At 53.6% G+C, this 22,566-nt stretch carries 15 protein-coding genes; 4 read left to right on the forward strand and 11 right to left on the reverse strand.

The window, feature by feature from the left end; all coding sequences use genetic code 11:
• Positions 1 to 242 precede the first annotated feature (242 nt).
• Together ACY1JZ_RS15525 and ACY1JZ_RS15530 are read right to left on the reverse strand one after the other, a co-directional pair.
• Positions 243 to 662, reverse strand: coding sequence for a VOC family protein (locus tag ACY1JZ_RS15525; RefSeq protein WP_462629992.1), 420 nt, complete (start codon positions 660 to 662; stop codon positions 243 to 245).
• A 117-nt stretch (positions 663 to 779) separates the two neighbouring features.
• Positions 780 to 1,952 carry a response regulator gene (locus ACY1JZ_RS15530; RefSeq protein WP_462629993.1) on the reverse strand — a complete coding sequence of 391 codons (1,173 nt, stop codon included), beginning with the start codon at positions 1,950 to 1,952 and terminating at the stop codon, positions 780 to 782.
• Positions 1,953 to 2,381: 429 nt separating this feature from the next.
• Between ACY1JZ_RS15530 and ACY1JZ_RS15535 the strand changes: the two genes are divergently transcribed.
• Positions 2,382 to 3,314: a catalase gene (locus tag ACY1JZ_RS15535; protein ID WP_462629994.1), complete on the forward strand. Its 933-nt coding sequence runs from the start codon at positions 2,382 to 2,384 to the stop codon at positions 3,312 to 3,314.
• Positions 3,315 to 3,368: 54 nt separating this feature from the next.
• Here ACY1JZ_RS15535 and ACY1JZ_RS15540 read toward each other — a convergent pair whose 3' ends face one another.
• The 3 genes from ACY1JZ_RS15540 to metE form a co-directional block, all read right to left on the reverse strand.
• Positions 3,369 to 4,280, reverse strand: coding sequence for a LysR family transcriptional regulator (locus ACY1JZ_RS15540; RefSeq protein ID WP_462629995.1), 912 nt, complete (start codon positions 4,278 to 4,280; stop codon positions 3,369 to 3,371).
• Positions 4,281 to 4,604: 324 nt separating this feature from the next.
• Positions 4,605 to 11,963 (reverse strand): leucine-rich repeat protein, encoded by a 7,359-nt coding sequence (locus ACY1JZ_RS15545; protein WP_462629996.1) that lies wholly within the window; start codon positions 11,961 to 11,963, stop codon positions 4,605 to 4,607.
• A gap of 417 nt (positions 11,964 to 12,380) precedes the next feature.
• Positions 12,381 to 14,672: a 5-methyltetrahydropteroyltriglutamate--homocysteine S-methyltransferase gene (gene metE / locus ACY1JZ_RS15550; RefSeq protein WP_462629997.1), complete on the reverse strand. Its 2,292-nt coding sequence runs from the start codon at positions 14,670 to 14,672 to the stop codon at positions 12,381 to 12,383.
• Positions 14,673 to 15,126: 454 nt separating this feature from the next.
• Between metE and ACY1JZ_RS15555 the strand changes: the two genes are divergently transcribed.
• The 3 genes from ACY1JZ_RS15555 to ACY1JZ_RS15565 are packed head-to-tail and all read left to right on the forward strand — an operon-like array spanning position 15,127 to position 16,828.
• Positions 15,127 to 15,507 (forward strand): BlaI/MecI/CopY family transcriptional regulator, encoded by a 381-nt coding sequence (locus ACY1JZ_RS15555; RefSeq protein WP_462629998.1) that lies wholly within the window; start codon positions 15,127 to 15,129, stop codon positions 15,505 to 15,507.
• A complete protein-coding gene (locus ACY1JZ_RS15560; RefSeq protein ID WP_462629999.1) occupies positions 15,504 to 16,436 on the forward strand; it encodes a M56 family metallopeptidase in 933 nt (310 codons plus the stop codon). The genes ACY1JZ_RS15555 and ACY1JZ_RS15560 overlap by 4 nt, the downstream gene beginning before the upstream one ends.
• On the forward strand, positions 16,418 to 16,828 hold the full coding sequence (locus ACY1JZ_RS15565; RefSeq protein ID WP_462630001.1) for a hypothetical protein: 411 nt from the start codon (positions 16,418 to 16,420) through the stop codon (positions 16,826 to 16,828). Before ACY1JZ_RS15560 ends, ACY1JZ_RS15565 begins: the two co-directional genes overlap by 19 nt.
• 164 nt (positions 16,829 to 16,992) lie before the next feature.
• On the opposite strand, the gene ACY1JZ_RS15570 is transcribed toward ACY1JZ_RS15565, so the two are convergent.
• The 6 genes from ACY1JZ_RS15570 to ACY1JZ_RS15595 all read right to left on the reverse strand — a co-directional run bounded on the left by ACY1JZ_RS15570 (position 16,993) and on the right by ACY1JZ_RS15595 (position 22,546).
• Positions 16,993 to 17,277, reverse strand: coding sequence for a DUF4183 domain-containing protein (locus ACY1JZ_RS15570; RefSeq protein ID WP_462630002.1), 285 nt, complete (start codon positions 17,275 to 17,277; stop codon positions 16,993 to 16,995).
• Between the two features lie 91 nt (positions 17,278 to 17,368).
• On the reverse strand, positions 17,369 to 18,340 hold the full coding sequence (locus ACY1JZ_RS15575; protein WP_500862387.1) for an alpha-helical endospore appendage domain-containing protein: 972 nt from the start codon (positions 18,338 to 18,340) through the stop codon (positions 17,369 to 17,371).
• Positions 18,341 to 18,602: 262 nt separating this feature from the next.
• Complete coding sequence (locus tag ACY1JZ_RS15580) at positions 18,603 to 19,328, reverse strand: YebC/PmpR family DNA-binding transcriptional regulator (RefSeq protein WP_462630003.1); 726 nt, start codon at positions 19,326 to 19,328, stop codon at positions 18,603 to 18,605.
• An 83-nt stretch (positions 19,329 to 19,411) separates the two neighbouring features.
• Positions 19,412 to 20,356 carry an ROK family protein gene (locus ACY1JZ_RS15585; RefSeq protein WP_270170006.1) on the reverse strand — a complete coding sequence of 315 codons (945 nt, stop codon included), beginning with the start codon at positions 20,354 to 20,356 and terminating at the stop codon, positions 19,412 to 19,414.
• Complete coding sequence (locus ACY1JZ_RS15590; protein ID WP_462630005.1) at positions 20,353 to 21,057, reverse strand: copper homeostasis protein CutC; 705 nt, start codon at positions 21,055 to 21,057, stop codon at positions 20,353 to 20,355. The genes ACY1JZ_RS15585 and ACY1JZ_RS15590 overlap by 4 nt, the downstream gene beginning before the upstream one ends.
• Positions 21,058 to 21,073: 16 nt before the next feature.
• A complete protein-coding gene (locus ACY1JZ_RS15595) occupies positions 21,074 to 22,546 on the reverse strand; it encodes a leucyl aminopeptidase family protein (RefSeq protein WP_462630006.1) in 1,473 nt (490 codons plus the stop codon).
• Positions 22,547 to 22,566 lie beyond the last annotated feature (20 nt).

The following is a 22,566-nucleotide window of genomic DNA, read 5'->3' on the forward strand; positions in this document are numbered from 1 at the left end:
AGCTTCCTTCAGATTCCACCTCACGACGGACACCCTTGCTCTTGGCTAATGGTAGGCGCTTGCCAGCCCCCATTCCGGACTTTCACCGTAGAGATGACGCCCATGCTGGGCGTACATAATAAGGAGCGTCACCCTGTGGGCAACGCTCCTATAAACCGTCAATCTTCTCTATCTTCACTCTATCTTCAATGCAGAGTGCCCTTAGCTACCCTGTGTAGCCCATAACCCAATCCCCTGCATGCCTATGCCTGATCCTGCTGCACGGCGGCAGGGTCCATGTAGAACAGCTCCCAGATATGTCCGTCCAGATCATGAAATCCCCAAGTGTACATAAAGCCATGATCGGTCACATCGGAATAATGACCCGCGCCGATCTCCAGCGCCTTGGCCACCAACTGATCAACCTTCTCCCTGTTGTCCAGCGACAAGGCAATGATTACTCCAGGGGTGGACGCATCGGGCAATTCCTTCTTCGTAAACGAACGGAAATAATCCTCCACCAGCAGCATGACATAGATGGAATCATTGACGATCATACAAGTAGCGTTCTCATCAGTAAACTGAGGATTAAACGAAAAACCAAGCTCTGTAAAAAACGCCACGCTTCGCTGCAAATCTTTCACCGGCAGATTGACAAATATACGACTTGTCGAAAGATCCATCTTCTCACCTCGTCTGTTTGTGGGGCTGCAGGCACCTGCCACTTTGGAACAGGTGACTAGTCAGTCCTTGTCCTCAGTATACCACGACAAGGGCTTAACGATTTACATTATTTATGCCTATGTAGAATCTTGCTCACTTGGGACGAGAATGCTGTTATATAGCTGCCTGGTGATCTCAGAGGGCTTGACAGACAGCTCCTCTAACCGGAACACCAACTGCTCATAGGCCCGCCTGACTTGGTCGTTGTTGCCAAGCTTGTGATAAGTACGCATCATCATGCGATAGACCTCCTCATCATAAGGAGAATGCAACTGCAGCAGATGATCTACGGTGTCCAGCAATAGCTGATGCTCCAACTGTTCCTCATAGAGATTCGCCAGCCGCATGCGCAGCTTGTAGGCCGCGTTGTCGAGAATCTCAGCCTCCTGCTTGACCCAAACATAGTCTTGTCCCTGTAGCAAATATCCATTGTACAGACGGAGAACCTGTTCAATCTCAACTGCCGATGCATCCGTCCGGCGCAGCTTGATCTGCTCGATTCCTTGCTTGAATTGATGAACATCAATTGCGATGCGCACAGTGTCCAAATAATATTTCTCGTTTTCATAATGCAGCACATCAACAAATCCAAGCTGCTTCATATGCTTGCGCAGCAAGCTGACGCAAGTATGTAAATATATTTTGGCTTTGCTGTAGTTCTCTTCGGGCCACAAATCTTCAATAATCAGATCCCGAGCTACTGGACGCCCGCCGTGCAAGGCCAGATAAGCAAGCAGTTCCCGCTCCTTAGCGGTTCGCCACTTGACACGCTGCTCCCCCACACCCATCATCAAGGTACCTAATAGCGATACCTCCAATACAGCATCCTTCTCGTCAGAAGCAGCAGCGAGCGACGTGAGCTGCGTCTTCGCCTTAACCATCTGCCTCTGCAGCTCCTTGCGGAGCTTGACCGCCGTCTTCTCCAGCCGTGACAGCTCCACCGGCTTGAGCAGGTAATCTGCGGCAGAATACTCAAATGCCGTTAGCGCATACTGCTCGTGGGCTGTCAGGAACACGATCAGCACCTCCGTATCCATCTCCCGCACCTTCTCGGCCAGCTTCATCCCGCTCATCTCCGGCATATCAATGTCGAGAAACAATACATCCGGCATCCCGCCTTCCATCTGTGCCAGCGCTTCAAATCCATTACTGCATTTGCCGACGATCTCGAATCCCCCGAGTTGCATCAAAAACAGCTCCAGTAGAGTTAAAGCATGCTGCTCATCGTCTACTATTAACGCTTTAATCATCTACTTATCACCGTGCCTTTGTGTGTAGTCGGAATTAGCCGTGCAAGGCTGATGCCTCTACTGCAACCTTCACGATATTTCGGTTATTGTCTCGCCTCAGCGTCACAGACATCTGCGGCGAAGCCCGGTTTTAAGCATCAGCCGCGAACACAGGGCAATTGGCATATCTTGCAAACAGTTGTGTGCAACGCGCATACAACTCCTAAAGTCCCGATTGGGCAAGGACTAAAGACCCATAACTATTATATTACATTTTTGCATGATAGATTTCAATGAAAATCCTGATCACACTTTACTATAGAATCATGGATAGAGATGCTGAATTCGCTATTCATTTCCATATTTCCTCGGAAATAATTGGAGAACCCGTAATAAGCTCTGTCAGATAGGGGAAATTAAAGACACAGTTGACAAAGGAGGTTGAATTACATGCACCCGTTGGATTCGCTACATGGTCAATGCCCCATTCAAGCAACAAATGACATTGAGGCTTCTTTCCGTGTGTTGCCTGGTTATCGGCGCGCTCATGCTAGAGGAGAATGCTATGAGGCCGTATTCCGCTCTAATGGTCAAGCGGCGCCCTGGACAACCGCACCGCATCTTCAAGCAGTGGATAGCGCCGCGATCGTCCGTTTCTCCCAAAGCTCGCCTGATCCAGCTCAGTCAGATGTCATGTCGCTAGTCAAAGGAATGGCGGTGCAATTCAAGCAGCCTGACGGCATGGTGTCGAATTTCGTTGGCGTTACCCTGCCTGTATTCTTTGCGCGTACCCCTGCATCCTTCATGGATCTGATCGGGGATTATCGACGCGCAAAGTCAGGAGAGCTGACCATCGCTGATATGATCAAGGATATGGCCGAGCACTTTGCCGAAGGCAAGAACAGTCTGCTCGCTGCTGGCCATCTACTGCCTCCGCTAAGCTATGCCACCTGCCGCTATTACGGGATTCACACGTTTTTATTACGCGATCAGGATGATCACTTGCAGCCCGTGAAGTTTGAATGGCAGCCTGATGCGGGTGTTCACACTGTGCCGTTGTCCGGCTTCACTGAATTGCCGCAGCAGTACATGGCTGATGAAATGGCGCAGCGGCTTGCCCGCGAGGAAGTGAGCTTTCGCCTCCATATCGTGCTGGGCGAGGAAGGCGACCCGTTGGACGACCCGACGACCCGTTGGCCTGACAGCCGCAGGCGGATCGAGGCGGGGCAACTGTCCATTCTACGTTCGGTAGATGAGCCACATGACCTATTTATGGACCCGGCTATGGTCTCTCAGGGCATCGAACTGACGGATGACCCGATCCTGCATTTCCGCAGTGCTGTCTATGCAGAGTCTTGGCGAAGACGCACAGACAGGGGCTAGGAGGCGCGCGTTGGCAGCTCCCCGCTTGCCCTGCATTGTTCAGATGAAGCCGTGTCAGTAGCCTGTAGCACTAATCGATTCATAGAGCGCGTCGATATATTCGGCGGCCAGCTTCGACAGGGCAGCGTTCTGATGGCATATCCAGCCCACATTAATCGTCTCATCACAATCGAGCGGCACCGGGATGATGTCATTGCCGTTCAGATCCTTGCTGAGCACACCCGTGGAGATGGTGTAGCCGTTCAGTCCGATCAGCAGATTGAACAGTGTTGCCCGATCATTGACGCAGATGCTCTTGGGGTGAGAAAGGGTGCTCAGAATTTCCTCCGAGAAATGAAAAGAATTATATTCACCTTGCTCGAAATACAAATACGGGTAATCCTTCAGCTCATCCACAGTGACGATCGACTGCTTCGCCAACGGGTTGGTGGTGCTGATAAAGATGTGGGGCCTGGCGGTGAACAGACTGGTAAACTTGAGATTCGCATCCTTCAGCAGCCGATTGATAACCTTGGCATTGAATTCATTCACATACAGGATGCCGATCTCGCTGCGCTGGCTCTTCACATCCTGAATAATCTCATGTGTCTTCGTCTCGCGCAGCGCCAGCTCATACTCATCCTGGCCGTGCTCTTGCACCAGCTTAACGAACGCATTAACGGCAAAGGCGTAGTGCTGGGTAGATACTGAGAAATGCTGCGGCGAAGGCTTGGCATTCAGATATCTCCCCTCCAGCAGCTCCGCCTGCTCGATAACCTGGCGGGCATAGCCGAGAAACTCCGCCCCTTCCTTCGATAGCGAGATGCCTTTATTCGTCCGCTCGAAGATCGTGATCTTGATCTCCTTCTCCAGCTCCTTGATCGCATTGGACAAGCTGGGTTGGGAGATGAACAGCCGCTTGGCCGCTTCATTCATCGAGCCCCGGTTGGCTACCTCCAGCACATATTTCAACTGCTGCAATGTCATTGTATCCCATCCTTGCTATTCATTAAGCTTGTTATCGCTCGAACAAACATATAGTGATCATTATTACTAGTTATAGCGATTCCTGCGGCAGTTGGCAAGTGCAGCACAGACGAGCCTAGTATGCGGGTGAGATGGCGGAACCGACAGGGCGTATCCCTCATCGCTCCTGAGTTGAACAAAGAAACCGTCTCCTTTGGTAGCTGGTTGGGTAGTACCTCCATTTTACCAAGTAACGGTTTCTTTTGGTTTGACGATATGAGGAAGGGGCGTCCCTAGGTCATTTATGACTTTCGGGACAGCCCCAGGTGTAGGTGAGGTCACCTATTATTTCATAGAATAAACTCGGTATAGGAACACGGCCGCTTCCGCGCGTGTCGTCATCGCCTCAGGGCGAATGCGGTTGTTCGCACCCTGAATCAGACCTTTCTCTACCAGTGCCGCGATGCTCTCCTCAGCGTAACCAGCAATCTGGCTGCGATCCGTGAAGCCCTCCAGCTCCTGCGTCTGGACGGTGGACTGCAGCTTGCCTACCTTGCGGAGCGCACGTTCTGTCAGCACCATCATATCCTGTCTGGTGATACTATTCGTCGGATAGAACCGGTTGCCCGCGCCTTGCGCAATACCGAGCTCTCTGGCGACCGCCACAGCTTCAGCATAGTAGCTGCCCTCTGCCACGTCCTCGAACTGGCCGCTTGCTTCAGCACGAAGCCCCAACGTCCGCACCAGCATTGTTACAAAGTCCGCGCGTGTGACATTGGCTCCAGGGCTGAAGGTATTCTCCGCCGTGCCCTTGATGATGCCTTTGGCCACCAGAGCCGCAACCTGGCTGTCAGCCCACGCATAGCTGTTCATATCGCCGAATGGCTTGTCTATGAACACCACAGCGAATGTACTGAAATGCGGGGTAGTGAACCGGATGGCTCCTGCCGTCTGATCATACGATGCTGAGGACAGCAGTATGGCTTGACCTTGATCATCAATATGCACAATGCCGAGCTGCTCCGGCTTGGCTTGCTCCGCAGCCGATGGGGTATAAGGAATCGCTATAGATGCCGGCGCTGCGTCGTTATTCCATGACACAGGTCTGCCATCCGCAAGAATGCTTAGCTCAATGACGGGATGCTTCCCGATCTGCGCTTGCAGACGTGCGTCCAGCTTCGACGTGTCAGCGGCGCTCATCCTCAATGTCAGATTCTTCGTCTGACCGATCTGCTCCGCAGTTAGCAACTGGTCGCTGATCTCCACGGTTCCAAGCGCTGTCGTCAGACCAAGTCGCTTCTTGCCATTCCCGGCGGCTACATAGCTGCTAGGAATATTCAGCATATACGTGCGCTCCTTACCGATCTGCGGAATGGTTATCCCGACTCTCTGGATGCCCGTGCTATCGGTTGCTGCCTTATGGAACAACGTGTCCAGCATATCGGCTGTCAACGCCAGCTCCACACGATCCGCCTTAACCTCTACATTTCGGATCGTCTGCAGCTCCTTGCCTGTGTTGTCTGTGATGCGCACAGCAGGAGTGCTGCTGTCTGCTGACACATAGCCGCTGCTGGAGGAGCCTCCGACTGTAACCGTCGTTGCTGCTGTGAGGATGACTCCATTTTCATCCTTCGCATCGACATAGAGTGTATAGCTTCCTGCCTCCAGCCCGCCCCATTGATATTCGTTGCGCGAGGAGTAGGCCTGCTTGACTACCGTCTGGTCAGCGCCGGTCTTGCCGACTCTGAACCGGTAGAGCTTCTCTCCTGCTCCGCCTTGCGCTGAAGCTCTAACGACAGAGCCAGCCGCAGCTTCCAGCTTGACTGTGTACGCTGGATACATCTCAAATGTAAGACCATTGCCTGCCGCATATTCCTGTGCAGCGGACTTATCCCATCCCTGAATGATCGTGCCGGGTTCGAACGCGGCGAAGTCAATCTCGCGGATGCCTTGGCCGATTATAACGGATTTCAGTTGAGTCGCACCTGTGAAGGCAAAGCTGCCAAGTGTGGCATTATCCCCCTGAATGGTCGCAGACTTCAGGTGCTCCGAGAAGGCGAATGCCCATGTACTGATTTCCTTCACATGGTTGCCGAGTCGGAGCTCCTCCACGGCTGTTCCCGATAGCGCGAACATGCCGATCTTCTCCAGACTGTCTGGCAGCTCGATGACTGACAGGCGATTCACATTATTGAATGCGGACAACCCGATGGATTTCAATCCCTCCTGAAATACGACCTTCTCCAGAAATTTCGCACTCTGGAACGCATAATCGCTGACATGCTCTACCGTAGCCGGAATTGTATAGGCTGTATCCGGCTTCGCCACCGGGTACTGGATCAGGTCGGTCTTCGCCTTATTGAACAGCACCCCGTTCTCACTGACATAGGCCGGGTTAGCCGGCGATACATGAATTTCCTTTATAAACTGCGAGCTGGCAAACGGGCTACCGTCCATTTCCGTCAGACCGGAGCCGATGTGGACAACAGACAGCCGCTGATTGTTGCCCAGCACGGACTGTCCCACTGATTCGACACTGTCGGGGAACGTGAACTCTACCAAGCTGCTATTATATTGGAAGGCATACGCTCCAAGCCTCCGAACATTGCCAAGGCGAATACTCTTCAGGTTCTCATTGTACGCAAAGGCGTAATCCCCTACCTCCTGAACGCCCTCGCCCAGATCCAGCGTCTCCAGTCGTACCGCTTGAACAAATGCAGAGCGTCCAATCTTCTTCACGCTCGCAGGCACCGATAAGGAGCGCAAGCTAGTGACGGTGCTGAATGCATGACTGCCAATCGCAGTGAGCGTATCCGGGAATTGGATCTCGATCAGATTGGCTGCCACCTGGAATGCATGATCATACACGAGTGTCACCCCGGACGGAATCGTATAGCTCTCGCGGGGATGACCCGAAGGGTAGCGCAGCAATGTCGTCTTGTCATGATTGAACAGGACACCGTCCACACTACTGTAGGCCGGGTTGGCCGGGTCCACCTCGATGCTCCGAAGCAGCGATTGTGTAGAATGATGGAATGCCTGATCGCCAAGCTCTGTTACGCCTGCTCCCAGCTTCACGCTCGTCAGGGAGTCAATCTCGGCAAAGGCCTGGCTCTCAATCGTCTTGACCGTATCCGGGATGATGATGCTCTCCAGCTTCGTCTGGATGAACGCGCCCAGACCGATGGTCGTGACTCCCGCCCCCAGCTCCAGACGTTGTACAGGGCTTCCCATAAAGGCCCGCTCGCCAATCTCCCTCACATTCCTCGGAATGATAACAGAGGACAGACCCGAAGAGGCGAAGGCTCCCGCTTCAATCTTCTGCAGTGCGTCAGGCAGCTCGATCGAGGTCAGTGCTGGTGTAATATAGAATGCTCTGTTACCAATCTCAGTTAATGAGGCGGGAATATTGATCGTGGTCAGTGCACGATTCTCCTGGAACACGCCGTCCTCAATACGTACAAGTCCTGATGGCAGATGAACCTTCTGCAATGTCATCGCCTTGGCGAAGGCGTTGGCTCCAATCTCCGTAACGGAGTCCGGCAGCAGCAGCTCAGTCAGCTTCGATGCTTCGTAGAACGCATTCTCTCCAATCGTTTCCAGTCCGTTAGAGAACTCTATACTACTCAGCTCTGTATTATAAGCAAACGCCTCTGCGCCGATCTTACGCAGATTCGGGCCGAACTTGAGAGAATAGATGTCATTACGGTATTGGAATACCTGGCCGGCAATCTCTCGCACATTCTCCGGAATTGTCAAATGTCCGCCCATGCCATTATATTCCACCAACACGCCATTCTCGACCACGAAATCCGGGTCTACCGGGTAAACGACTGTAATGCGGATCGTCGCTGATTTGCCAGAGATCGTGGCCGTAATCTCGGCTGTGCCTTCCGCGATAGCCGTTACGCCGCCGTTCTGATCAACAGCAGCCACTTTCTCATTGGAGCTCCTCCATCCAACCGACCCTGAGACGATGGCTTCATTGAGCGTAGCCTTCAGTTGATGGGATTCTCCAGTCTTCATTTCGAGCTCTTCACGCTCCAGCACGATGCCCAGGTCACCAATCGGGTTAACGGTAATCGTGCTTGTCGCCTTTTTGCCATTGGACGTGGCGACGGTAATCATTGCTTCCCCTTCTGCTACTCCACTCACGGCTCCATGATCATCCACTTCCGCAATAGCCGGATTGGAGCTGCTCCATACGAGCACAGGATTCGTGGCATTATCTGGAGTGACCACAGCCTTCAAATCACGGGTAGTCCCCACCGTCAGAGCAAGCTCAGTCTGATCCAGTGTGACCTGCTCAGCTTCAATCTGACGCAGCGTCACCTCACCTCTGCTATAGTTCATGGCATAGTCAAACAGATCGACATATACCTTATCTGTCGGCATATTGTGCTCTTCCAGCTTCTTCAGTCCTTCGGTGATGTCCACGTGGACAGTCACCAAGGTAGAACCGTCCGCTGCCACACTGTCGGGCGACTTCACAGCCACCAGATCGCTTACTGCGCCGCCGCCACTGGTAGCCACCTGCAAGCCGCTCACATAGTGATTGTCTTGTACTGTCAGCTCCAGATAGGTTCGTTGATTCTCCTCATAGACGCGATAGTCACTTAGACTTGGAGGGGTCTTGTCATAGGTAAAATCAAACGACCACGTATCGCTCATGCTACCGCCTATCCCTGAGGCCGTCCCGCTAACCTCATAGGTATACCGTCCTTCAGGAACCTCCTGTTTATTCTGATCCAGCCCGTCGAAGAATGGCTGAGAGGGCATGAAGGCTTCCGCGTAGGTTATCGATCCGTAAGAATAATAGGATTTGGGAATATAGCTGTATTTCATTTCCTTGACGATATGCCCTTCATGATCCTTCACCGCATAGGTCAATTGCTCCGCATTGCGCAGCAGCCCGGTCGAGGTGCCGATAGCTCTGGCGACCTTGCTCAAGCCCTTAGGTGAGATGGCAAATTTCTCAGGCTCGATTACACCCTCTCCACCCAATTCCAAGGCAATATGGTTCTGGCCGAGCAAATAGGGCGCTTCCGCGTGCTTGTTATAGGGGTAGCTTCCCTTGATCGAGAAGCCTTCCTCACCATACTGTGTGCCGTCGAACAGCGCAGGCTGTGCCCAATCGCCATAGAAGCCCAGGAACGGCAAGGATAGCTGATGCTGCTCCTCTGTCAACAGCACGAAGCCATCTATAAACGTCCCGTTCACTGCCGTGCTATTCAATTGCTGCTTCAGCTCATCTGAGAGTGTGATGGTTACCGACACCGTCGCTTGCCCATGCGGCTCGACAGTTATGGTACCGTTATCAGCTCCAGCGTACTGTACATCCACACCGTGGCCAGTGTAATCCTGGGACTGCTGCGCAAACAGCGGCTTGCCGTTATTGTCTATGAACTTCTCAGATAGTGCCGCCGTCTTCAGCGTGTAGCTCTTGGTCTGATCGGACAGACTGTGAATAGTAAAGGTAAACGAGAATCGCCCATCCGTATTGTAGCCTAGCTCGGCCTTAGGTCGGCTGCTACCCTCTACGCTCAAGTAAGCCTCAGCCTGCATCGCCTGGCGAATGCTCACCATCCCTGCTCCCTGCTTGCGCGGTGAATAATACTGCCCTTCCTCATCCTGAACAGGCACTGCTGTGCTCATCATAAGTGATTGAACCAGGCCGCTGATTTCGGCAGAAGAAGCCGCGCCCGTCTTATTCTGAACATATTGCTTGATCAGCGCGGCTGCTCCTGCAGCATTGGGTGCCGCCATCGAGGTTCCGCTCAGATTCTCATATCCGTTATCCAGAACGGAGGAATAGACCGGATCGCCAGGCGCTGTAATCTCCGGCTTCAGCTTGAGATCAGGCGCCGGCCCCCAGGAGGAGAAGTCCGACATCCGCCCGGCCTCCGGGTTCGCCATATTCGCGGTCAGCTCCTCGCCTACCGTCATCTGCTTCGTGTCCAACTGACGAAGATAGTTCCCATTCTCCTCCGAGATCAGCACTGCGGGAATGTAGTAATAGCTAATATCCATCACGACACTCTTCGCTTCGTTGTTGAAGATGACCGCCGCAACCGCTCCTGCAGCGTAAGCGTTCATCACCTTGTCTGCGAAGGAGATGTCTCCAGCCCTGGAGATAAGGGCGATCTTGCCTTTAAGATCACCAGCCTCCTGCAGCTCCTCCTCGCTCCCAAAGCCTGCATAGACATACTCATAGGTCCCCTCCAGTGCCTGTAGCTTGGGATCGGAAGGCCCGGAGAAATCCTCGAACATAATATCCCGCTCATTGGCCTGCAGGTAAGGCATCTTCGTCAGCTCGCTGCTCTTCATACTCGCGACGGACAGTGCAGCCGGATAGGTCGATGGCGATGCGATGATCGCATTGTCCGGCTCAGCGGCATACGGCAGATGTCGTCCGCTCTGGTTCCCATACGCCGAGCTGTAATTGTTGCCGGCGGACACGATCAGTTGAATGCCTGCGTCGCCGATCCGCTCGTACATGGTTTGCTTGCTGCTCTCCCCCGCCTCGGTGAAGCCCGCATTCGCGCCAAGACTCATGTTAATGACATCGGCGCCCAGCTTGACCGAATCATCCAGCGCAGCCAGTATGCTCGCGTCATTCGTAAAGCTGTTGACATCGTTGAACACCTTCATGATGAGCAACTGCGCATCCGGTGCAATTCCCTTGATCTCGCCGCCATTGCCTGCGACGATACCGGCTACGTGAGTACCATGTACATTGTCATGATTCGATCTGGACGGTATGACATTGGTATCCTTATCGGCATAATCATAAGCGAATGGCACTTTGTCATTTATGTATACAGCGTCCAACTGCACATTGCCCGCAGACATCTCATTCGCAGTTAAAATGGCGGCGACCTTGCTGCGATTATGCTTCAATGTCGCTTGCGGCGGCATGTTGGAGGCGAACGCCTCATGCTTCCAGTCCAGGCCGGTATCAATGATCGCTACCGTCGCTCCTCTGCCTGTCAGTCCAAGCTCATACGCCTGCGAGGCGCCCAGCATATCGCTGCTGCTCGCCAGCATCGGGCTTGCACTGTCTGCCGGCCGAATAGGCTCGTACTGGCTGGCTACCCACACCTGCTTGACACCCTCCAGTGCAGCGATCTGTTCCAGATGCTTATATTCTGTCACGATAGACAGTCCATTGAGTACCGTGAAATACTCGTAGACCACCTCCGGCCCTTGAGCCGCTGACCGACTCATCAGACCCGTAGACCCCTGACTGCCGCCAAGCAGTCCAGACAGGCGCTGCTTGGCCGCTGTATGCTCATTCTCCAGCACGGCTTGTCTGTTCTGCACCGCCTGTGCCTGCATCTGAATCGCCAGTGGCGAGAATCGACTGAGCAATGGCTCGCCAGCCAGCTCCACAATCAGATTCACCTGCTCATCCGGGTCGGTCGCGGGAGCCACTTCTGCCTTCAATCCGCCTTCATTGGAAGATTCATCGTTCTCCAGCTTATACCGCAGCGATGGCTCCATTCCTGCGGGCAGCTCTGCTGCAATTTCGCTGGCCGCATCTAGCTCAAGCTCTGTATTTCCTAACGTTACTGCGACCTCCTCACCCATCACACCCGCTGCGGCAGCATTCCCCCAGCCTGCTGACAGTGAACCACACAATAACGCCCCACTAAGAATAACGGACAACCATCGGCTCCCGTGAGCCTTTAACTTAGCTGACACCACTTTCCCTCCTACGGAAAAATCATGATCTATAATTCCGTTAATGATATTGATTATCATTATCGTAATTACGTTATCCATAGTAACGAATGGCGTCTTGTTGTGTCAATCATTATTTTTATAGAGTAGATAACAGAGCGACAATAAGCGACAAGACTCTGTGGATAAATTTCCCTTGGTTGTCTGGTATATGAAGCATAGGTCTATGCATGAAGCTCACGAGATATCGCGCTGCGATTGCTCCATATCGACAAGAAGGCAGGGAGCCTGGCGGCTCCCTGCCTTCTTGTCGATATTCATTGCGCTATGCGGCTGCAAGCGACCCCGCTGCAGCTCCTGCGGCGTACTGTTGCCGCATCTGAGAGCCTCCTCTAGCCTCTGGATCTGAAATCCATGCTGCCTCTAGCAGCATGCCCATTAAGCTTGCGCGACAGCGTACTTCTCGCGCGCCTTTTCTGTCGCCGCCACCATATTGCGCAGCGCCGCTACAGTCTCCTCGCTCTTGCGGGTCTTCAGGCCGCAGTCCGGATTAATCCAGAATTGAGCTGGATCAAGCACACGCAGCGCGCGGTCAATCATCGTCCCGATCTCCTCAACGCTCGGCAGACGCGGGCTGTGAATGTCGTACACGCCCAGGCCAATGCCTTTGTCATACGTATAATCCTCAAAGCTCTTGATCAGCTCGCCATGGCTGCGAGAGGTCTCGATGGAGATGACATCGGCATCCAGCGCACTGATCGATTCGATAATATCATTAAATTCGCTGTAGCACATATGGGTGTGAATTTGCGTCTCATCTGCTACGGTCGAGGTAGACAGACGGAAGGCAAGCACAGCCCAGTGCAGGTAAGCAGCCCATTGCTCTCGCTTGAGCGGCAAGCCTTCGCGCAGCGCAGGCTCATCAACCTGAATCATGCCGATGCCAGCAGCCTCGAGCGCTTCAACTTCCTCTCTCAGTGCCAGGGCGATCTGATACGCCACTTCCTCACGCGACTTGTCATCACGGACAAACGACCAGTTCAGAATGGTGATCGGCCCTGTAAGCATCCCCTTCACTGGCTTCTGTGTCAGGGATTGAGCATAGACGGTCTCGGTCACTGTCATCGGTGCGGTAAAGGCCACATCGCCATAGATAATCGGCGGCTTCACGCAACGCGAGCCGTAGGACTGTACCCAGCCATAGGATGTGAACGCGAATCCGGCAAGCTTCTCGCCGAAAAATTCCACCATATCTGTGCGCTCGAATTCACCATGCACGAATACATCAATTCCGAGCTGCTCCTGCTGCTCGATCCAGCCTTTAATCTCTTCGTTAATGAACGCCTCGTACTGCTCCTGAGTCCATTCGCCCTTGCGCCACTTGAGACGGGCACGGCGAACCTCAGGCGTCTGCGGGAAGCTGCCGATCGTCGTTGTCGGCAGCAACGGAAGCTGCCATCTTGCCTGCTGTGCTTGCTTGCGCTGCTCGACATTGCCCTTGCGCGCGGATGGCTGCGCTTGAAGCTGAGCAATGCGCTCATGCACCTGCTTGCGGTCGCGGGATGCGGATTGCGCCAGTTGGCTGCGGCTGCTTGCAGCGGCCTCCAGCTCGGCTGCGATAGCCGCAGCGCCTTCGTTGCCGCCCTTGGCGAGCAGCACCAGCTCCACCAGCTTCTCGTCTGCGAATGCCAGCGCCTCGCACAGTACAGGCTCCAGCTTCTGCTCGCTTGCTGTGCTTACCGGAACATGCAGCAGACTGGAGGACGGCTGCACGAGGATGCGATCCTTGGCGACATGACCAGCCAGACGCTCCAGCAGCTCCAGCTTCGCTTGCAGATCGGCTTTCCAGATGCCTCTGCCGTCGATGATGCCTGCGCCCAGCAGCTTGTCTTGCGGGAAGCCGAATTGCTCGATCGCTGCCAGATTACGGCCGCCGTCATGGACGAAGTCCAGGCCGATGCCAGCTACAGGCAGTGCTACCACGGCTTCATAATGATCCACCGATTCGAAGTAGGTTTGCAGGAACAGCTTCACATTCGGCACAGCCTTCGCCAGCTCTGCGTAGATGCGTTCCACATGGCCTAGCTCCTCGGCTGACAATGTCGTGGACAGGATCGGCTCATCGATCTGTACCGACTGCACGCCCTCCGCCTGCAGCTCGCTCAGAACCTGCGCGTAAAGCGGCAGCAGCTTATTAATCCAGCCTTCCAGCTCGTTCGCAGCATAACCTCTGGACAGCTTCACATAAGTGTACAGTCCAACCAGCACCGGACGACCCTCAATGCCCAACTCCTTCTTCGCCTCGCGGTAGGCTTCCACCAGACGGTTCCCGGTCAACTGCGGCTGCAGCGAGCTCTCCAGCTCAGGTACAATATAATGATAGTTCGTATTGAACCATTTGGTCATCGAGCTTGCCGCCGCATCCTTGTTACCGCGAGCGATCGCATAATAAGTCTCCAGGCTTACAGGCCCGCCCTTATAGCCAAAACGCGCAGGCACCAGTCCGAACATAGCCGTCAGATCCAAGATCTGATCATAGTAGCTGAAGTCGCCTACAGGAATAATCTCAATGCCGCGTTCCTGCTGAGCCTTCAGATTGCCCAGGCGAATCCCCTTCAGCTCATGATGGAACGCTGCCTCGTCCAGCTTGCCTGCCCAGAATGCTTCCAGCGCCTTCTTCCATTCTCTGTCCCGTCCGATGCGGGGATAGCCTAGATTGCTGCTCTTCATGTTCAAAACCCCTCTGCAAGATTAGTATGATAGAAAGATAACATATTTGGTCGGGTATAGAGTAAATCCGAATATCTATAACTGGTTATAGCTTATAGCTATATCTCAATACCATAGCCTTTCACTCACCAAGTCTGGCAGTCGACGCCCCATCATAAAGAAAGAAGGATACCGTCATTCCCTCCATTGCATCATTGGAAAAACAACGTTTATAAAATGGCACAAACCAGAAATCAGTGCTTGACTTGGACTATGGTGGAAATCGGTCTTTAAAGGCGAACACTGACGTTTCTCCAGAATCCCTCCGCCCCTCCGCTAAGCTCTGTTTTCTGTCAAGCACTGATTATTAGGTTGAGCCTATAAAATTATCATATAAAACATTGACATCTGCGACGACTTGTCGTATATTTTAAATACGACAAGTCGTCGCAGTGAAGATGAGAGGTGCGCACCAATGAAAAGTTTTGGAAGATTGTCTGAGACAGAAATGGAAGTTATGGAGGTGATTTGGCAGGAAGGTATACCGATTACCGTTTCTAGGATACTTGAGATTTTTGAAGAGAAGGATTGGAAAACGTCAACCGTCTCCACTCTTTTGAAGCGACTGATTGACAAGGGCTATCTGACTAAAGTTTTGGATGGGAAAGTGAATTATTACTACAGCACGATTACATTGGAGCAATTCCGTAAGATTGAAACCCACTCCTTCCTGAATCGATTGTACAATGGGAAGGTGAAGAATTTTATAACCGCCCTAGTCGATGATAATGAATTGGGTGAGAACGACATCGCAGAATTGAGAGAATGGTTCAAGCAGAACAAGGGTGAAGAATGATAGAGCTGTTACTGTCTCTTTTCATTGCTTCGTTCGTTGGGTCCATAATTTGGATCGTTCAAATTAGTATACGCCCCATTACACAAAAATTATTTTCTCAAACGTGGCACTACTATTCGACTTTAATCCCTGTATTCTTCCTGCTTGGCGGAACCGACATGATGGTCAGAATCATTTCCCTTGTTCGTTCAGCTTTATCTAACAACAGTGCATGGATTCATTCCGAATTCATGGTCAATCAAGTACCATATGTACCTATGGTTGAGCATACGACAGCAGTCAGCTTGTCATTTATACAAAGATGGGTTGATTCCTTGCTGACGCTCTGGAACATCCACGACTGGGTCATCATTCTTCTAGGAACCTGGGCTGCAGGTGTTGTTGTTGTCCTTGGGGTAAATGCCAAAAAATATTTGGCATTTAAACGCTTCATCCTAGATGAGAGCCAAGTTGCCAATATAAGTATCAACTCAGTAAAAGTATTCAAAAGCCCAAATGCCATGACACCTATGGTTATTGGTTTTCTCCATCCGGTAATTGTGATGCCAGATACACCTTTGGGACAAAAAGAAATAGCGATGATCCTTTCTCATGAACTGATTCACCTAAAGCGTCGTGATTTAGTTGTGAAGTTCATCGTCTTTCTGGCTCATTCCATCCACTGGTTTAATCCATTTGTCTACTCACTTAGCAAACAAACAAATATCTACTGCGAACTGTCTTGCGATGAGAAAGTAGTACAGGAAATGGATATAGATGACCGGAGATTTTACGGTGAAATCCTATTATCCATGCTAGAATATGGCGTTAAGCGAAGGAACCATGTAGGCGTCAGCAGCCTGTGTCCATCTAAAAAAGATATGAAAAGGAGACTCGGAAATCTCATGAGTGTAAAAAAGACAAAAAAACTATGGTTATGTTGTCCTTAATAGCAAGTATTGCTTTAGTTGGCAGTGGCGGGTTGGCCGCAAATTTTGCCAGTGCGGCAGCAAGCCCGTCCTCCAAATATAGGCTTGAAGGCGGAAGAAATGTGACCGTGACATCTAGCGACGGCACAACCATTTCTTATGATAAAGAGGGGAATATCATTCCCACGCCCGCACGCCAAGCACCCCGCGAAATGACAACGGACGAAATCTTGAAGCGTATTGTAATGCACATGGAGAAAGGAATACCTGTGCCAGAGGGATACGTTGCCGATTTAACGAGCAAGGGTGAAACAGATGCTCTGGCCGCTTTATTCGACGGTTTAACCACAATTGATCTTCTTACTCAAGACGGGGTTGCCACGTTTAACGTAGCCGATTTACTTCAATCATAAATGATACGGACTCATACGATTGGATGGCGATAGATTAAAACCGTCGCTGTATTTTCAATAGAAGCAAAAAAGTTGGACGGTAAACATTGCGTTTTCCGCCCAACTTTTTCATTTAATGGCTTTCGGACAGCCCCTTCTTCTGAATTGCAAGGATGCCGTTATAATTACGATACAACAAATTGGACAACAATGGGTGTGCCATCATTAAGCGCATCACCATCAGGGATCGTAATAGCCGTCGTTGAGATTGTGGATGTGTCTGCAGTCTGCAACATGCCGTTAACATACAGGTTGTAATAGTTGAACGTACCTGGGAATGCTGTTGCCGCTGCACCACTGTCGCTTGTAAATGCTGTCGCAGCGACTGCAAACGCATCTCCCGTTCCTGTTCCCGCACCAATGGTGGATGCAAATCGCAAGCTGTTTTGATAAGGCGTTACAATTGGCATTATCTCTCACCTCCCTATCTAAAACTAGTATACGCAGTAGATTTGAATCCCGTGAAGGCAAAGAGAGGCGTCGCTTCGACTATTTTTATCATTAGGATACTTGCACCGTAAACCGCACCGTTTCCAGAATAATGGGCGTTCTGGCAAACAAGATCCCCTCTTGTGCAGGAATAACGAGCAGGCCAGGAGTTGCCGCATAGGATTGGCCAGGCTGAACAATCCCATTGATAAATAGATTTTGATAGCTAGTCGGGCCCAACCCGACAAATTCATTAATTGTATTCCCGGCGTCGTCCACGAAAGCCCCTGCTGGTATGGAGACAGACTGAGACAAATCCAGATCAGTCTGCGGATAATAGAAATACCGATTGGCTATGGGCACAATCTCGATTGTGCCGATGCTGCCAGTTGGCCCGGTCACTCCAGTCACTCCGGCCGCCCCAGTTGCCCCGGTCACTCCGGCCGCTCCAGTCGACCCAGTCGCTCCAGTCGACCCGGCCGCTCCAGTCGACCCGGCCGCTCCAGTCGACCCGGTCACTCCGGCCGCTCCAGTCGCTCCGGTCGCTCCAGTCGCTCCGGTCACTCCAGTCGCTCCGGTCACTCCAGTCGACCCAGTCGCCCCAGTCGCCCCGGTCACTCCAGTCGCTCCGGTCACTCCAGTCGCTCCAGTCGCTCCAGTCGCCCCGGTCACTCCGGTCGCTCCAGTCGCTCCAGTTGCTCCGGTCACTCCAGTTGCCCCGGTCACTCCGGTCGCGCTGCTCAGAATCGAGGCTCCAAGCGCGCTATCCAGCTTGGACTGCAGGATTAGATTGCTTCGCGTCGTACTCTCAAGCGTAGACCGCACGCTCTGGTTGATAGCTAACAGCTCACTTATCGTCGCAGGTGGCCCCGTTCGACCCGGAAGGGTTCCGACCGCATATTGAAGCTGCTCACCTTCAGCGTTCAGTATATGGCTAATTCCCATTTCTTCTAATGCGATCGAAGACAGGATCAGATTGATGGCATCTTCTCTTGTCAACGTAATCACAGGCGTAATATTAGGAATATTCGGTTGAGACATCATTCAGGCCCCCCTTCAGCTTCATCACAATTTGTCATGCTATCAACTTATTCTAGCTGCGGTACATTGGAAACGACTATTAACATGACCATAGGTGCAAACGGCTCTCATCGTCAAAAAAAAAAGCAGTCCTACGCTACCTGAATAGCGCAGGACTACTATGAGCCCCGAAACCCTCCTGCCAGAAGCAAGCTGCTATGGAGATACAGGAGGAGAGCCGGTTGGCCGCGCAGCCTGAGCGGCTACACGGACACTCCACACCCTTCTACTCGTCCTCATCATCGTCGACATTATGGAATACCTGCTGCACATCCTCCAGGTCTTCCAGAGCATCGATCAGCTTGTCGAACTGCTTCGCCGCGTCACCCTCCAGCGTCACATAGTTCTGCGGCAGCATCGCAAGCTCGGCTACAGTGAACTCGTCTACTCCTGCTTGACGCAATACTTCCTGCACGGAGTGAAACTGATCGGGCTCAGCATAGACAATCACGCTGTCCTCTTCTTCCACGATGTCGCGCACGTCCACATCAGCCTCCAGCATCAGCTCCATCACCTCATCCAGGGACTTGCCCGAGATGCCGACGATGGCCGACGAGTCAAACATATACGAGACCGAGCCGCTCACCCCCATACTGCCGCCATGCTTGTTGAAGGCCGCACGCACCGCAGGCGCAGTACGGTTCACATTATTGGTCAACGTGTCAACGATCACCATCGAGCCGTTCGGGCCAAAGCCCTCATACCGAAGCTCGACATAGTTTTCCTCCGAGCTGCCCTTGGCCTTGTCCAGCGCACGGTCAATGATTGCTTTGGGCACATTATAGGTTTTGGCCCGCTCCAAGACGACCTTCAGCGCACGATTCGACTCCGGGTCCGGCTCGCCCTTTTTGGCTGCGACATAGATTTCAACACCGAACTTCGCATAGATTCGGCTCGTGTTGGCATCCTTGGAAGCTTTTTTCTCTTTAATATTGTTCCATTTGCGTCCCATACTACTCCCACTTTCCTCGACATAATCGACTATAATTATACCCTGTTAGCAGGACAATTAGAAGGACAATCTATATCGCAGAGCTACTGACCAAACAAAGCCGCCGCACCAATCAATCCGACATCATCCTTCAGCGCCGCAGGAATGATCTGAAATGTCCCACGATACGGCTCCATTACCAGCTTATCTGTCTGGGCGCGCAATGCCGGAAACAGCAGCTCGCCCGCGCGGCTCACCCCACCGCCAATGACGATCCGATCTGGATTGAAGGTGTGGACGATATTGGCCAGCCCAATCGCCATATAGCGAATCGCCTCGTCAATAACCTCCTGTGCCATGGCATCGCCTGCAGCCGCCGCTTCAAACACGTGCCGCGACGATACCGCCTCTCCACCAACAGCAGCTAGCTGGGTGATCAGCGAGTCCTCTTCCCCGATCCTGCGAAGCGCCGCTTCGCGAATTGCTGTCCCGGAGGCGAATACTTCCCAGCAGCCATGGCGGCCGCAGCTACATACCGGGCCGCTTGGATCTACAATCAGATGACCCAGCTCGCCCGCGAAGGAATGCGCCCCGAGCAGCAGCTCCCCATCCATGACGATCCCAGCTCCAATCCCCGTGCTGAAGGTGACATAGACCATGCTGCCCTCATGACCGCCTGCGCCACGCACATACTCGCCCCAGGCAGCCGCATTGGCGTCATTGACCACCTTGACCTCTACAGCCAGCTTGTCCTCCATCCATTGCTTGATCGGCACATCGTTCCACTCCGGCAGGTTGGTGCCGTTGCGCACGATGCCTGCACGAGTGTCCACCGCGCCTGGAGAGGCCAGCCCGACCCCGTGCAGCGTCTTGCCGCCCGAGACCTTGCGCACAAGTCCGCACATGCAGTCCGCCAGCTCGCGGGCATTGCGGCAGCCCGCTGTTTCGACCTGCTCACGCTGCAACAGCGAGCCGGCTGCGTTGAACAGGGCTGCTGCTATCTTTGTTCCGCCCAGGTCAATTCCGACGACATAACGTTCATCCATCATTTCTCACCTTTCTCTTCCTCTTGCAGCACCTTGGCCAGCGCTCGTACCGCAGCCGGATCTACCGGCGAGAGCGCCTGCCCGCCGTAACGGACAGCAGAGCCGAAGTGCACCTCCGGCACCTTCGTCTGACGTACAAAATCCTCAATACCCTCCAGGCGCAGCCCGCTGCCCGCCAGGATGAGTACATGCCCCTTGCCCGATGCATCCACCAGTGCCCGCATGGCCCGGGCAGATTCCAGAGCCGGACGCGGCCCCGCTGAGGTCAGCACACGCTTGATCTGAGGATAACGGTTCAGGATCGCCAATGCCGCCGCCTGATCCTCCAATTCATCGAACGCCCGGTGGAACGTCACCTCCAGAGCGCCGACATGCGGCAGCAGCCGCTCCAATGCCCGCTCATCCACGCGACCGTCCGCCGTAATTGCCCCTAGCACAGCACCGGCAGCGCCGCTGTCAGCGAGCGCATCCAGCTCATAGGCCATCGTATCCAGGTCATGTGCCGAGTAAATAAACGAACGGCTATGAGGCCGTACCATCACATTGACAGGTATGCTCACTGCTCTCACTACTTGGCGGACAAGTCCGATGCCTGGTGTCAGTCCTCCCTCGGTAATCGCCGTAATCAATTCCAGACGATCAGCGCCGCCCTCCTCCGCTGCGAGTGCATCCTCGATGCACGTTGCAATGATTTCCAGCTTCATCGTCGCACCGCCTTTCTTATTCGTTGTCACCAAGCCGACGCGCAGCGTAGTCTGCCAGCAGACGAGCCCCGTACCCGGTGGCTCCCGCTTCCGCATACCCGGTATCCTGCTTGTATTGCACTGTGCCTGCCATATCAATATGCGCCCAGCTCATCCCAGGAGCGACAAAACGGCGAATGAACAAGGCTGCAATAATCGCCCCGGCATAAGGGGAGCTGCCTACATTTCGCATATCTGCATACGAGCTGGCCAGCTCCGATTCGTATTCTTCCATCAGCGGCATCTGCCATAGCCGCTCTCCGTTGCGCTCTCCCACTGCAATCAATTGCTCGGTCACGGGAAGATCACCCCAGATGCCCGCGATGCCCAGTCCCAGAGCTGCGCCGACATTGCCAGTCAAGGTTGCGATATCGATCGCCTCCGCAGCTCCCAGTTGGGCAGCATGCAGCAGCGCGTCAGCAATAATAAGCCGGCCCTCGCCATCCGTATTGGCGATCTGCACTGTCATCCCGTTCGGATATGTGACGACACTCGACGGCAGCACGGCCTTGGCATCCGGCACATTGTCAACGATCGGCAGCAGGGCAACCACATTAGCCTGCGCCCGTTCGCGGACGAGGATGTCGAGCGCGCCTACGACCGCCGCCGCGCCCCCCATATCCATGCGGGCATCGCTAATATCCCGTCCCGTCTTCACATTCATGCCGCCCATATCAAAGGTAACTCCCTTGCCGACAAGCGCCAGCAGGGGCAAGGAGGGATTGCCCTCATATCGAAGCTCTACCATTGCAGGCCCGTGCATGCTTCCTGCGCCGACCGTCAGGAGGCCATTCATCTGCCGCTCCACCAGCTCCTCGCCCCGATAGACGCGAACCTGCACTGGCGACTCTGAGGCGTAACGCATGAAATGCTCAGCCACCCTGGTGGCAAAGCTCTGAGGATGGAGCGTATGCGGCGACTCATTCACCAAGTCGCGCGCCAGGCTCGTCCCTTCCGCACGAATGCGTGCTGCATGGAGAGCTGCCTCAACCTGCTCGGTTGACAGAAGCGGCCATAGGGAAGCCTCCAACTGCAAGACAGGCCGAGCCGCATGTGCTGTCAAGCCGCGATGATGCTGAAACCGATATAGGCCGAGCAGCCATCCCTCCGCCCAGGCCTGCAGCCATGCTTCCTGACTTACAGACTCCTCTGGGCGCAAGGCTTGATCCGACTGTGGCAGCCAGGCCAGCCGCACGGAAGCGCAGCCCTCACGCTGCACTGCGCGTGCCGCTGTGCCGGCCGCTCGCCGCACCGTCTCCAGTGTCAGCTCGCTGCGCAGCCCCAGGCCGATGACGAGCAGATCGGCCTCATGCTCCGTCCGCCCATACAGCCAGGTAGCTTGTCCTGCCTTGCTGCGCACCGTATCCTGCCTGTAAGGGAAGGCTTCCTCCGCATACGCTACATACAACTGCACAGCGGCCTCTTCGCCACTATCGATCCGAATGTCCATTCGTTATCCCTTCTTTGCTA

The sequence above is a fragment of the Paenibacillus sp. J5 genome, from assembly GCF_054955055.1.

Coding starts and splice junctions, on each gene's coding strand:
- ACY1JZ_RS15525 (WP_462629992.1), bottom strand. CDS start 662: ATGGATCTTTCGACAAGTCGTATATTTGTCAATCTGCCGGTGAAAGAT.
- ACY1JZ_RS15530 (WP_462629993.1), bottom strand. CDS start 1,952: ATGATTAAAGCGTTAATAGTAGACGATGAGCAGCATGCTTTAACTCTA.
- ACY1JZ_RS15535 (WP_462629994.1), top strand. CDS start 2,382: ATGCACCCGTTGGATTCGCTACATGGTCAATGCCCCATTCAAGCAACA.
- ACY1JZ_RS15540 (WP_462629995.1), bottom strand. CDS start 4,280: ATGACATTGCAGCAGTTGAAATATGTGCTGGAGGTAGCCAACCGGGGC.
- metE (WP_462629997.1), bottom strand. CDS start 14,672: ATGAAGAGCAGCAATCTAGGCTATCCCCGCATCGGACGGGACAGAGAA.
- ACY1JZ_RS15555 (WP_462629998.1), top strand. CDS start 15,127: ATGAAAAGTTTTGGAAGATTGTCTGAGACAGAAATGGAAGTTATGGAG.
- ACY1JZ_RS15560 (WP_462629999.1), top strand. CDS start 15,504: ATGATAGAGCTGTTACTGTCTCTTTTCATTGCTTCGTTCGTTGGGTCC.
- ACY1JZ_RS15565 (WP_462630001.1), top strand. CDS start 16,418: ATGGTTATGTTGTCCTTAATAGCAAGTATTGCTTTAGTTGGCAGTGGC.
- ACY1JZ_RS15570 (WP_462630002.1), bottom strand. CDS start 17,277: ATGCCAATTGTAACGCCTTATCAAAACAGCTTGCGATTTGCATCCACC.
- ACY1JZ_RS15575 (WP_500862387.1), bottom strand. CDS start 18,340: ATGATGTCTCAACCGAATATTCCTAATATTACGCCTGTGATTACGTTG.
- ACY1JZ_RS15580 (WP_462630003.1), bottom strand. CDS start 19,328: ATGGGACGCAAATGGAACAATATTAAAGAGAAAAAAGCTTCCAAGGAT.
- ACY1JZ_RS15585 (WP_270170006.1), bottom strand. CDS start 20,356: ATGATGGATGAACGTTATGTCGTCGGAATTGACCTGGGCGGAACAAAG.
- ACY1JZ_RS15590 (WP_462630005.1), bottom strand. CDS start 21,057: ATGAAGCTGGAAATCATTGCAACGTGCATCGAGGATGCACTCGCAGCG.
- ACY1JZ_RS15595 (WP_462630006.1), bottom strand. CDS start 22,546: ATGGACATTCGGATCGATAGTGGCGAAGAGGCCGCTGTGCAGTTGTAT.